The organism is Halobacillus sp. B23F22_1, from assembly GCF_043497005.1.
Taxonomy (GTDB): domain Bacteria; phylum Bacillota; class Bacilli; order Bacillales; family Halobacillaceae; genus Halobacillus_A.
In genome coordinates this window covers 433,685-445,581 of sequence record NZ_JBIEKE010000003.1, presented here as the reverse complement: position 1 = coordinate 445,581, position 11,897 = coordinate 433,685, and the positions used below count along the sequence as shown (strand labels likewise).

Annotated in this window: 11 protein-coding genes, 1 pseudogene and 1 riboswitch; of the genes and pseudogenes, 10 read left to right on the top strand and 2 right to left on the bottom strand. The window is 39.9% G+C overall.

Annotation, left to right across the window (positions count from 1 at the left end):
- Nucleotides 1-17 precede the first annotated feature (17 nt).
- From ACGTNH_RS17255 to ACGTNH_RS17225, 7 genes and pseudogenes are all read left to right on the top strand, one after another.
- A complete protein-coding gene (locus ACGTNH_RS17255; RefSeq protein WP_394588175.1) occupies nt 18-410 on the top strand; it encodes a VOC family protein in 393 nt (130 codons plus the stop codon).
- 154 nt (nt 411-564) lie between these two features.
- Nucleotides 565-1,296 carry a ZIP family metal transporter gene (locus tag ACGTNH_RS17250; RefSeq protein WP_394588174.1) on the top strand — a complete coding sequence of 244 codons (732 nt, stop codon included), beginning with the start codon at nt 565-567 and terminating at the stop codon, nt 1,294-1,296.
- A gap of 117 nt (nt 1,297-1,413) precedes the next feature.
- Complete coding sequence (locus ACGTNH_RS17245) at nt 1,414-2,004, top strand: class I SAM-dependent methyltransferase (RefSeq protein ID WP_394588173.1); 591 nt, start codon at nt 1,414-1,416, stop codon at nt 2,002-2,004.
- A gap of 725 nt (nt 2,005-2,729) precedes the next feature.
- On the top strand, nt 2,730-3,677 hold the full coding sequence (locus ACGTNH_RS17240) for an endonuclease I family protein (RefSeq protein ID WP_394588172.1): 948 nt from the start codon (nt 2,730-2,732) through the stop codon (nt 3,675-3,677).
- 1,132 nt (nt 3,678-4,809) lie between these two features.
- Nucleotides 4,810-5,979: a LysM peptidoglycan-binding domain-containing protein gene (locus ACGTNH_RS17235; protein WP_394588171.1), complete on the top strand. Its 1,170-nt coding sequence runs from the start codon at nt 4,810-4,812 to the stop codon at nt 5,977-5,979.
- A gap of 161 nt (nt 5,980-6,140) precedes the next feature.
- A pseudogene (locus tag ACGTNH_RS17230) lies at nt 6,141-6,339 on the top strand (urocanate hydratase); the annotation flags it as partial.
- A complete protein-coding gene (locus tag ACGTNH_RS17225; RefSeq protein WP_394588525.1) occupies nt 6,311-6,535 on the top strand; it encodes an arginase family protein in 225 nt (74 codons plus the stop codon). The pseudogene ACGTNH_RS17230 and the gene ACGTNH_RS17225, both read left to right, overlap by 29 nt.
- Before the next feature lie 43 nt (nt 6,536-6,578).
- On the opposite strand, the gene ACGTNH_RS17220 is transcribed toward ACGTNH_RS17225, so the two are convergent.
- A complete protein-coding gene (locus ACGTNH_RS17220) occupies nt 6,579-6,884 on the bottom strand; it encodes a DUF3243 domain-containing protein (RefSeq protein ID WP_394588170.1) in 306 nt (101 codons plus the stop codon).
- A 229-nt stretch (nt 6,885-7,113) separates the two neighbouring features.
- Here ACGTNH_RS17220 and hutP point away from each other — a divergent pair, with 229 nt between their 5' ends.
- The 3 genes from hutP to ACGTNH_RS17205 all read left to right on the top strand — a co-directional run bounded on the left by hutP (nt 7,114) and on the right by ACGTNH_RS17205 (nt 10,216).
- Nucleotides 7,114-7,554 (top strand): histidine utilization transcription antiterminator HutP, encoded by a 441-nt coding sequence (gene hutP, locus ACGTNH_RS17215; RefSeq protein WP_394588169.1) that lies wholly within the window; start codon nt 7,114-7,116, stop codon nt 7,552-7,554.
- A gap of 97 nt (nt 7,555-7,651) precedes the next feature.
- Nucleotides 7,652-9,181, top strand: a complete 1,530-nt coding sequence (gene hutH / locus ACGTNH_RS17210) for a histidine ammonia-lyase (RefSeq protein WP_394588167.1) — start codon at nt 7,652-7,654, stop codon at nt 9,179-9,181.
- Between the two features lie 201 nt (nt 9,182-9,382).
- Nucleotides 9,383-10,216, top strand: coding sequence for an STAS domain-containing protein (locus ACGTNH_RS17205; protein ID WP_394588166.1), 834 nt, complete (start codon nt 9,383-9,385; stop codon nt 10,214-10,216).
- 783 nt (nt 10,217-10,999) lie between these two features.
- Here ACGTNH_RS17205 and ACGTNH_RS17200 read toward each other — a convergent pair.
- Nucleotides 11,000-11,302 (bottom strand): phospholipase, encoded by a 303-nt coding sequence (locus ACGTNH_RS17200; protein ID WP_394588523.1) that lies wholly within the window; start codon nt 11,300-11,302, stop codon nt 11,000-11,002.
- A gap of 365 nt (nt 11,303-11,667) precedes the next feature.
- A riboswitch (SAM riboswitch) is annotated at nt 11,668-11,785 on the top strand.
- The last annotated feature ends 112 nt before the right edge of the window (nt 11,786-11,897 follow it).

Genomic DNA, 11,897 nt, shown 5'->3' with positions numbered 1-11,897 from the left:
AAAAGGAGAGAGACCAGATGGAAAGAGTAACTCCGTTTTTAATGTTTCAAGGAAACGCCGAAGAAGCTATCCATTTTTATACCACGCTAATTGAAGGATCGGAAGTTGTAATGATTAATCGATACGGTCCGAACGAAGTAGGGGAAGAGGGCAGTGTGAAGCAAGCTGTATTTTCATTAAAAGGACAGGAATTTATGTGTATCGATAGTAACGTTCAGCATGAATTTACGTTCACCCCTTCTTTTTCTATATATTTAACGTGCGACGCTGAAAAGGAGATCACTCATTTGTTTAGCAGCTTATTGGAGGGTGGGAAAGAACTTATGCCTTTAGCGGATTATTCGTTCAGCAAAAAGTTTGGCTGGGTGGTCGATCAATTTGGAGTCTCCTGGCAGCTTAATCTTCCGTGATTTTTAGAGCTTTTCCCTATAAACGAAGGGAAGGGCTCTTTTTAGAGAATGAAAATAGAAGGTGTGTAGTTAGAGTCTTTTCTAAGAAGCTTGTACATATAGTGAAGGAGAATGTAAAGAGTTATCTTTTACTTTTCTCTTCAGGAGGCTTCAAATGGAATGGACTCTGCTGGTTATGATGCTGTGTGCTCTTACGACATGTGCAGGAGCACTCCCCATCTTTTTTATCCATGGAATTTCCCATCGACGAATGGATAGTATTCTTGCTTATACAGCTGGCATTATGGTGGCTGCCTCCACGTATGGGTTAATCCCTGCATCACTCAAGCTGACAAATCTCTTTGTGCTTTGTTTTGGTGTGCTGGCTGGTGCATTGCTTCTTAATCTTTTAGAATATTTTATCCCTCATGTTGATATTGAGCATAATCGAAAGGGTGTCCTCGTTCCTTCGCAATCCATGATGATGGTCGCCGCTATGACACTGCATAATATACCAGAAGGGTTATCTGTAGGGGCCAGTCTGGCGAGTGAAGTGGAAAACCTGGGACTCGTAGTTGCCCTCTCGATGGGACTTCAAAATGCCCCGGAAGGCTTTCTTGTTGCATTATTTCTGGTCCACCAAAACGTACGTAGAGGAACTGCTGTATTATTAGCTGGAATTACGGGCATCATTGAATTTATCTCAAGTCTGATTGGGTTTAGTTTAGTGCACGTTGCTTTATTTCTAGTTCCTTATGGACTGGCTTTTGCTGCTGGAGCGATGCTGTTTATCGTTTACAAAGAACTTATCCCTGAAACTCATGGACACGGGTATGAACGGTGGGCGACATTTTCTTTTTTGCTCGGACTGCTTAGTATGATTGGATTAGTCGAATGGTTTCGGTGAAGAGTAAAAAGAGAATGCAGTTTTATCACTTCTAATTAAGTTATCTATGGCATCCACCAATACGTTTCTTTTTTAAAATCATATAATAACCTACCTTGATATAAAGGAGGTTAACATATGAAAGATCGAAAAAGCATAGAAGAAATTCATGATTATTGGGTAAACAGTAGTTTTCCTGAAAAGTATGCTAGTAAAATAGAGCGCAGTGAGTTCTTAACTGAGTATATAAAGAAATATATATCAAAAAGAGGATATATTCTTGAGATTGGCTGTAACGTAGGGCGGAACTTAAATCACCTTTATGAAAATGGGTATAAGCGGCTTGCAGGTATTGAAATTAGTGAAGAAGCGGTGGAAGCTCTTAAGCAAACCTATCCAAAACTAGGAGAACATGCTGAGATTCTTCAGAGGCCCATTGAAGATGTAGTTAAGGAAGTTCATACGAATTCTTTTCACTTAGTATTTTCTATGGCAGTTCTTGAGCATATTCATCCAGATAGTGAATGGGTTTTTGAAGAGCTTGCCAGAATATCAAGAGCGTTTATTATTACTGTAGAAGCCGAAGAGGCAGAGAACTGGCGCTTGTTCCCGCGTAACTATAGGGAGATTTTTGAACAGTATGGATTTAAACAGATTGAAGAAAGGGAATGCTCAGAAGCAGGTTTGAAAAATTACACCCTGCGCGTGTTTAAGAAAACAGGTAAATAAGCATCATTACTAAGGCACTCTTTTAGGGAGGGCAGACTGTCGGGATAAAGCTCGACAGTCTTTAATTTTTTCTGGAACTTTCATTTTCACCGTATTCATTTGTCACACTATAGCTAAGGACTTTCTAAGGCGGTGAAGGCTCCTGCTACTCGACCGGTTAAAACGGGCGATCCAAGACCCGCAGTGTATGTTTTCACGAAGAGGATCGGACCTTCGTCCGCAGAAAGCGAGTGCACCGGCACACAAAACACTTGCAGAAAAAGTTCCCTCCTTATAGGGGGGGCGCTGAAAAACTGTAGGTCTTTAAAAAGTATAAATTTAATAAAGGTCCGTGTGGAATTTATGCTGGCTTAAATTCATGGACAACTGACGGACTAACATGAAATTCCCCACTTTTATGTATTATTTTCATTGTACACAAAAGAGAGACTCTCTTTTATAAATCGAAGAAAATCACTCTTTTTCGTTTTACCTCTGTTGATTCCACGATGAGCGTTCGGTGGTGACGCCTGGTCGATTAAAACCGGCCACGTCCTGTGCGTCGCGCGAACAGCGCTAGCCGAAGATCCACTTGGTCAAGTGATCTTCTTGACCAAGTCAGCTGAGGCCGTGCCCGCGGCAGGCATCCACCGATATTGCATGAGAATCAACAACAAACGTTAACAGCTCTTTAAGATTAGAAAGGACTTTTTCAGCGGCCTCCACTTATAAAGGGTTTTTCTTTTATGGAAAAAGCATTTATACTAATGACAAACAAACCGCAAAGGGGAGAGGCGCATATCGAGTTAAATCCACAGGTGTATGCAGGTATAGAAAGTGAAGGAAAACTGAATGTCCTTTTTGCGCTTATAGACCACACAATTGCAGAAGTGGAGCATGGAGAAGACAAATATTTTGATGAAGAACAAGATAAGGCAGATGTTAAAACCTATTATAAGGGTATTAAGGTTGGTCATTTGGATGATTTGAGAAAGATTAGGAGCCTGGTGCAAGAAACTCACAAGAATCAAATCATTTATGATCCCATTATTTACGTCTACCCATGGGTGGATCTATATCCGGATTTTCAACTTAAGAATATTTATTCTGGAAAAAAACGGGGCTTTAAGGAAGTTATGAAAGAGGATCTTCAAACCTCTTTGCAGCGTACATCAGAGTTAGAGGCTTCAGACCAAGATGTGTGGTCGATCATGCGAAAACATAAATTCAATTGTGAACATGTCGTCCCTCAATCTTGGTTTGAAGGAAAAGAACCGATGCGCGGGGATCTTCATCATTTGTTTACGTGTGATCCACTATGTAATTCCATTCGGAGCAATTACCCTTACTATGATTTTAAAGATTACCCAGAGGGTCAGGTAGAAGCCAATCGGATTGAAGATCAGTGCGGAAAAGCGGAGGATGAAAGGTTTGAACCCGAATACGGAAAAGGGATTGTGTCGAGGGCCATGCTATATTTTTTCCTAAGATATCCAGATATAATAGAGTCCACCTATAAAAAAAGAGTGGATATTGAGCTATTGCTGAAATGGCATGATCAAGAGCCGCCGGGAATCTATGAGTACCACCGTAACCAAGCAATTTATGACATACAAAAAAACCGCAATCCCTTTATTGATTATCCAAAGGAAATGAGTCGGTTGATTAAACAGAATACCTCATTCCTTTGTTAAGTCTGCTGGTTCCAGTGGACTTTTTTTGTACTTTGGAAAATACATTGATGATTAAGGTATTCAGCCAAAAGACAAAACCTTGTTTTTCAGGGGGGTTATGGCTGGATGATTGGTGTTATAGAAGCAATAGGGCATGATCCAGTCTGTCGAAAAAGCTAAGATGTATTTTATATAAGTATGGAGAAAGGAACAGGAAAAAGCGCCGCTTTCCGCGGGGCAAGACGGAAAGTCTCCTAGGTCTGCGACCTCCGGGGCTTCTCCTGTCTGCTCGTCCCGCAGGAGTCGGCACTTTTTCCGTTCCTTTGACTAGAATGGAATCTTGAAACCTTCGTAATGTGAATACCTTTTTGCAAACGCTGCTTTCATAAGGGCACAGGTTGAATAAATGATTTTGCCAGTGATCTATTCCTCAAACCCTTTACACTCGCTAATGCCAGGAATTTTACACTCTTTAAGGTTTCTCTACAAGCTGAAGACGCATTTTAAATAAATGCGTCTCAGCTAGATAAGTGTGGCGTATGACTTGTCTAACAGTTTGTCTTTACTCTTAAATACAAGGCTGGCGGCCTTGTAACGACTGGACCTATGTGACATATTTTTTTGCATTTGTTTTTCTTTTTATCCTTGTGTTTTTTCTTCTTATCTTTATGCTTTTTCTTTTTTCTTTTACTCTTTTCTCTAATATATATAACTGGAATCCTTTCTAATTGGGTACAACACTTACTCATGGTTTAATTCACCCCCAACTGTATCTACTACGCTATATTATATGAGTGTAGATTATATATAGTTAATGAATATGAATAGAATCCATAAATAAAATCTTACGAACTAATTACTACGTTTAAAGGCGAATCTGCATCGGGACAATTTCGTACAAAGGATCCTGCTTCTCACTGTCAAGCTTCCCTGCTTGTTTCCCCCTATGAAATGCAGTATGACCGATTTCTTCACTAGAACTTCTTGAAAATATAAATAGTGACTTTTTACTGAGGTTTTTCTACCTTATTTATTAAAAAAGAAGTATAATAGACTTATAAATGATCGAATTTTCAGTTTTATTGTTCCGCTCACTTCCAAACTCTTATACATATGCTAGTTTCTTTAGCATACTAAAAAAGAGGTGAGTGTGATGAAAACAAAATGGCTGTTGATTAGTGTCAGTTTTTTTCTCTTTCTTGCTTCCTTCCTAACCCTCCCCCCTCAAGCAGAAGCTGCGAGTTCCCAGTTTGTCACGAAAGGAAATACCTCGAGTAAAGTCGTAGCCCTGACCTTTGATGATGGTGCTGATGGAACAAATGTTGAAACCATTCTTCAAACACTGTCCACTTATAACGTGAAAGCTACTTTCTTCCTCACTGGTGCAGGTACCAATCATCACCCTCAAAAAATTAAACAGATCGCTTCAAAGGGTCATGAGATTGGAAACCACTCGAATACTCATCCTGATTTTACAAAACTGACGGCTGCTCAAATGAAAGACGAACTTGATCGAACAGAAACCATCATTAAAAGCACGACGGGGCGGTCCTCAAAGCCTATTTTTCGAGCGCCGTTTGGCTCGGTTAATTCCACAGTCCTTACTGAAGTTGGAAACGCGGGATATACGCACACCATTCACTGGAACATAGATACGGTCGACTGGAAAGGAAATTCAGCAGCTGACGTTAGAAGCAGAGTATTGAATAATATAGTACCTGGCTCCATTATTTTAATGCATACAGGAGCAGGGGCTTCGGGAACCCCGGAGGCTTTGCCAGGCATCATTACAAGCTTAAAAGCTCAAGGATACCAATTTGTAATGGTTTCTGACTTAATAAGCGGCAAACCTTCCGCTTCATCAAGAACGTATATTGTGAAAGCAGGGGATACTCTTTATAGTATTGCACTTAGATACAATACGTCGGTATCCAAACTTGTCTCTGACAATCAACTCTCGAATGCCAATGTGATTCGTATCGGTCAAGCCCTTAAAATTTCTGGCCAAACACCCGCATCACCTCCAAAGATTTACACCGTAAAAGCTGGAGATACCCTTTACAATATCGCACGATCAAATCAAACGACCGTAACCGAGCTGGTTTCTATCAATCAATTACAAAATCCGAGCCTCATCCGTATCGGTCAAGTTCTAGTACTGCCCGGTCCCCCTGTGACGACCTATGTAGTAAAAGCTGGAGATACGCTTTATAGCATAGCCCTGCGTTATGGCACGACTGTACAGAAGTTCGCAACAGCTAATAATCTCTCAAACCCAAGCTTAATAAGAGTTGGTCAGCAATTGACGATACCAAATGGTTAATAATATATTCGGCATACTTTTGGATCAGACTCACTTCTCTTACAACAACGTTGTAAGAGATATTTTTTCTGCTTTCGATTTTTCACTGAAAATACTTTACAATATAAGTAAGCGATCTTAATAAAAAGGTGTAATACCTTACGAGCTGTTCTTTTAATGAAGAAGAAACATTACTCATTCAATCAGGCAAACCTGTTGCCGTTTTTCCTTCCCACAAGGATGCTCCTAAAAGTACTGATTGCAAACTTAAATTTAGTGCCGGCTTGGGCGAATTGGGATCACTTTCCCGAGTTAGATCAAAAAGGGTTAATGATGTATGGTCAAATGACGGCTGGAAGCTGGATTTATATCGGCTCACGCTGCGACTCCTGGTGGGATGTATACCTATGAATTGTTTGATGCTGTTGAAATGGCAGGCGAACATGAAAAGGTGAAGGCGATGGATATCGTATGTCTGGACCCGCGTAAAGATGTAGGGGACATGGCAGTAAAAAGCGCTGTCCACATTATGCTGTCATTTTTGACGGGTTATTGCAGGAGGCACGAAACTGAATAAAAAATAGCCTGGATTCTTTAGTAAAGGACCCAGGCTTCATCTATTAGTTGGTTTCATCTGTTAATTTTACGAGAACGTGTGCAATATGCTTGCGTTCGTCTTCATTGGCAACATTCCAAAGTTCGTTCAGCACTTTCTCTTCGCGATTTTTAGGTTCTTCATTTTTAGCTAAATAGTCACCAACACGTTTAGCACCTTTCGTTAAACCTTCTTCACCAAGACCCAGTTTCTCGCCTTTTTGAACTTGGTCGCCTAAATAGTCTTTAAACGTTTGGAAGTTTTGCATAATATCCTCTTTTTTATCTTCACTCATTTTAGCTGCTGCTTGCTTAGGATCTTTCTCTGCCATGAGTAACACTCCTTTTATATATTATGATCTTCTAGTTCCACTTTCAGGCAAGTATTAAACAATAAAATTATATTGAGATAGTTAATATTGGATTAAGTCACACAATTAGCAGATGATTTATTATTAATGTATAAAGGAAATAGTGCTGGGACACGGTTCTAACGGCATTTGACTTTCCACTTGGAAAGCGTTTACAATTTAATTAGAAACGACTGGATAGGTGAAGCTGATGACTCAAAAAATTCCGATAGGAAAACTAGCGATGCTTGTTGCTTCTTTAACACTGGATGAGTTAGAACCTTTTACAGAACAGTTAAAGGACGTTGATTATTGCAGTGGAAAGTCAGGTTCCATGAACATGCAGAAAGTCATTTCAGCTGTTGAAACTTCTGCGAAAAGAAATCATATAATATCAGACGAACTTTATCGCGAAACGCATGCGCTTTATCATGCAATTTTAGAAGCATTAGAAGGAGTTATGCGCGGGCAGATGGCTGCTGGAGAAATGATGAGGACAGTGGGGCTGAGCTTTGCTGTTGTCCGTGGCTCTCCTTATGAAAAGTTTGATGAAGGAGAATGGCTGGCCGTAGCTTTCTATGGAACGATTGGCGCGCCGGTAAAAGGGCTCGAGCATGAGACATTCGGGCTCGGAATTAATCATATAGGGTAATAAAAGGGCTGCCTATAGTCATTAGTTATGAGGAGGCGGCAATGGTATTTCGCATGCCATTGTCGTCTTCTTTTTTATTGAGAAAGGAGAAATGGCGATGATTGAATTAAACGGTTCCTCGCTAACACTAGAACAATTGAAATCTATTATATATAAAGATGAACTGATTGAAATAGATACGGACAGCATGGAAAGGGTGAGAAAAAGCAGAGAAGTTGTAGAAGGGATCGTAGCTCGCGGAGAAACCGTCTATGGCATTACTACCGGGTTCGGGAAGTTCAGTGACGTTCTTATTCACAATCAAGATGTTGACACCTTACAGCTGCATCTCATACGGTCACACGCATGCGGTCTTGGTGATCCTTTTCCTGAGCCAGTAAGTAAAGCTATGGTAGTTTTACGATTGAATGCCTTACTTAAAGGTTTCTCAGGTGTACGTCTCTGCATCGTTGAGCGGCTGAGAGACTTAGCTAATGAAGGGATTATTCCCGTCATACCAAGCCAAGGGTCATTAGGAGCTTCAGGGGACTTAGCCCCCCTTTCCCACCTCGCCTTAGTGCTTATCGGAGAAGGGAAGGTGCATTATAAAGGGCAGGTTAAAACGACAAGGCAGGTGTATGATCAGCTTGGTTACACTGCTCTTACACTAAAAGCAAAAGAAGGGCTTGCGCTTATTAATGGTACTCAAGCAATGACAGCCATGGGTGTTATTAATTATATCGAAGCGGAAAAGATACTTTGCCAAAGTGACTGGGTTGCAGCTATGACGCTAGAATCGTTAGAAGGTATCATTGACGCTTTTCACCCAGAAATCCACAAAGTACGCGGTTATCAGGAGCAGATGGAAGTAGCTGAGAGAATACGAATTCTAACATCAGATAGCAAACTGACGACTCACCAGGGGGAGAAGCGAGTCCAGGATGCCTATTCACTGCGGTGCATTCCTCAGGTTCACGGAGCTTCACGACAAAGTGCTGCGTATGTCAAAGAAAAACTTGAGATCGAAATGAATGCAGCCACCGATAATCCGCTTATTCTAGAGGATGGAAATGTTGTTCTCTCAGGAGGCAATTTTCACGGACAGCCAATTGCTTTAGCAATGGACTTGTTAAAAATAGCCGTAGCTGAAATGGCTAACATTTCCGAGCGGCGGATTGAAAGACTCGTCAACCCTCAACTCAACAGTCTGCCGGCATTTCTAAGTGCCAATCCAGGGCTGCAGTCGGGTGCAATGATTATGCAGTACGCAGCGGCTTCTCTCGTATCGGAAAATAAAACCCTTGCTCATCCAGCAAGCGTTGACTCCATCCCTTCCTCAGCTAATCAGGAGGATCACGTCAGCATGGGGACCACTGGAGCCCGGCACGCTTACCAGATCATTTTGAATGCACAAAAAGTGCTGGCTATTGAGCTTATTTGTGCCATGCAGGCGCTGGAATACCGAGGAAAAGCTTCAGCTTCTTCTGCTGCAAAAAAGCTATTAGCAAAAGGCAGGGAAGTGGTACCTAGTATTACAGAGGATCGAATATTCTCAAAAGATATTGAAGCACTTTCTTCATGGCTGACGCTTGAGTCGTTTGATTGGAGCTTAAAACGAATAGGAGAACAAGCCGAGTATAAAGCTTAAATGGCTTTATACTTTTTTGCTTTGCCAAGTGATCAGTTGCTTTATCTTTTAGGAGGTAATGTAACCGATCACTTGTGAAAATTAAGAAAATTTGGAATAATCATTAGTAGTACAAGGTTGAAATATTGATTCTTAAACAATTATACTACAAACATAATTGGGCCTATAAAATGCAAAAAATATTTATAAGGAGGATTTATAATGGAATTTACTTTTCATTCTTCGTATACTTTAAAAGATTTCATTACGGAAAATAAACACTTATTTGAAATAACATTATTATCAGAAGCAGTAAACGTAAAAGATAAAATAGAAGAAATTCTGCAAATCGGTAATATCGATCTCGTAACTAATGCGAATCAACTCGTTGTTTACATTATAGATGGAAAAGATGAAGAACTTAAAAAGTTTGCGAAGCAAGAGGGGATTGCGTGGGCTACGCATTCCATAGCATTATCATTTAAACTGGAGTGGGTACAGGCCATTCGAAGAACATTTTGGAACTTTATTGAAAGGTATTATGAACGAATAAATAAAGTCAAAATGGAAGAATTTTTTCAATTGGAGCAAGAAATTAATAATCGAGTAGATGAATTCTTAAATACTTTCTTCTTAAGTTACTCTACATATAAAGATTCATTAATTAAGTCTCAAAGAGAATTGGTAGAGAATTTATCGGTGCCTATTATCCCTATAACCCCATTAATTTGTATATTGCCTTTAATTGGTTCTATAGATTCATTTCGAGCAGGGATTATTAATGAGAAGGTGCTGGCAGAGGTTGCAGATTTAAGGATTCAAACGTTGATTATGGATTTATCCGGGATTGCAAAAATGGAAAGCGAAATTATTGTAGAGTTAATGAAAATTATTGACGGCACATCCATGATGGGGTGTGAAACTGTAATTACAGGTATAAGAAAGGAAATTGTAAGTGAGATGACGAAATCAGGAATCACTTTTAACAAAAAAACGAAAACCTTAGGAACGCTGCAACAAGCATTAAATGAATACTTTGTACACGGGAAAAATTGAGAGTTGAAGGTATAGATCGAATAAAATGAAAAGAGGTCGGGCAATAAGTAAAGTATCCGGCTCAGAGAAGTATAAATGGATCATAGCTTAGACAAAAAAGTGAAGCCTCCTGGGGCAGCAGCGCGAGTTAAAGATTCTGGAGGAAAGAGAAGAAATTTGAGGGATCAATGTTTTAAATCTATTTTACATAAATAATCCGAACAGATTACACACAATCGTTCGGATTATTTATGCTTAATGCAGCTTGTTTTTAATTCGTACTTTCCGTTAAAAGTTCTTAGAAAGTGATACCTTGAGAACAAGAACTAAAAAAGTCAACAGGTTAACATTTTTTGTTTTTCTAATGGTTATCCCTCCCAGTGAACTTTGATTAATTTTAATGTAGCATTTTAAATACACCTTTTATAGTGTTATGTAAGAAAATATGACACGAAAATTTTGCTGCCTTGATAGAGATTAGGGGATTCGTCCGCTAAAGGGTGGTATGAGGTCACTGAAAAAGTCCTGTCTAATCTTAAAGAGCCTCACGAATCGATTTTCGGGAGAAGCTTGTCACGGGCACGGCCTCAGCTGACTTGGTCAAGAAGATCACTTGACCAAGTGGATCTTCGGCTCGCGCTGTTCCCGCGATGCACTGGCCTGGACGCTTTTTTAATTCTATCTTTCATCGACCTTTAGTTTTTCAGCGGTCTCGATGGTCTGGGCTCCTGAAGGCGAGAAAAAAGCTTATAGAAAAACTTAGGTTTTTCTACAAGCGGAGGAGCCTGGCTTCCAGGATACTTATTAAAACCGAGGTTTTCTAAAGCCACACGTAAATATTCGCTGTATCCTCATGTAATGCAGCATCTTACGAGCATGCCTGCCTTCTCTCGTATAAGGATTTTGTAATTCTTCTAATCGTCTAATAAATGCTTGATCGCATAAACAATAATCTCGATAAGTTAAATAACATTTGTCATGGGACTTGCAGGCCGCATCGACTGCATTTATCGGTCTTCCAGGTCCGCTGCACCCAGGCCCACACCAGTTGTAGCCCGGAAAGAGGCAAAACGGGGAACGTCTTCTGTGGTTAGCATAATTGTGCATGTTATCCTCTTCTTTCCATAGTTGCATGAGGTTTTAACCCCTCTTTTATATCATATGGCATTGAAATAGTTTTGCTTAGTGTAATAACTATAGAGGAGAAAGATAACGAGTATTCTGCACCGAGATGTTCTGAGACTGAATGCTGAGAATAAGGATGGAGAAAAGAAATCTGTAATTGACACTGATTTTTTCCTCTGGGTATGGTCAGAAGAGAAGTACGGTTATGAATTGAGCCTGCTTTCTAAAAAAGGACTACTGAAAATTAAAAATGAATTTATGTCATTTATTCGGAATCTATTGACAATTCATCGATTTCAGCATAACATATTTATCATTCATGACTTTACATTAATTGCATATGAGTTTTCTTATTTTGAGAGGTGGAGGGACTGGCCCTTTGAAACCTCGGCAACGGGTCTATGTTGAATATAATAGATACTGTGCCAATTCCAGCAGAGGCAAGAAGCGTCTGAAAGATAAGAAGAATGGTGATTACAATCAAACCCTCTCTTCTTATCTTTTAAGAAGCGGGGGTTTTTTGCTAATGTTTAAGAGGAGGAAGTCGTTTAAACATTTTTTTATATTTAAATCCGAG

Excerpts from the sequence above, each read along its gene's own strand:
- ACGTNH_RS17255 (WP_394588175.1), top strand. The coding sequence starts at position 18 with ATGGAAAGAGTAACTCCGTTTTTAATGTTTCAAGGAAACGCCGAAGAA.
- hutP (WP_394588169.1), top strand. The coding sequence starts at position 7,114 with ATGACTCAAAAAATTCCGATAGGAAAACTAGCGATGCTTGTTGCTTCT.
- ACGTNH_RS17220 (WP_394588170.1), bottom strand. The coding sequence starts at position 6,884 with ATGGCAGAGAAAGATCCTAAGCAAGCAGCAGCTAAAATGAGTGAAGAT.
- ACGTNH_RS17245 (WP_394588173.1), top strand. The coding sequence starts at position 1,414 with ATGAAAGATCGAAAAAGCATAGAAGAAATTCATGATTATTGGGTAAAC.
- ACGTNH_RS17200 (WP_394588523.1), bottom strand. The coding sequence starts at position 11,302 with ATGCACAATTATGCTAACCACAGAAGACGTTCCCCGTTTTGCCTCTTT.
- ACGTNH_RS17235 (WP_394588171.1), top strand. The coding sequence starts at position 4,810 with ATGAAAACAAAATGGCTGTTGATTAGTGTCAGTTTTTTTCTCTTTCTT.
- ACGTNH_RS17250 (WP_394588174.1), top strand. The coding sequence starts at position 565 with ATGGAATGGACTCTGCTGGTTATGATGCTGTGTGCTCTTACGACATGT.
- ACGTNH_RS17240 (WP_394588172.1), top strand. The coding sequence starts at position 2,730 with ATGGAAAAAGCATTTATACTAATGACAAACAAACCGCAAAGGGGAGAG.
- ACGTNH_RS17205 (WP_394588166.1), top strand. The coding sequence starts at position 9,383 with ATGGAATTTACTTTTCATTCTTCGTATACTTTAAAAGATTTCATTACG.
- hutH (WP_394588167.1), top strand. The coding sequence starts at position 7,652 with ATGATTGAATTAAACGGTTCCTCGCTAACACTAGAACAATTGAAATCT.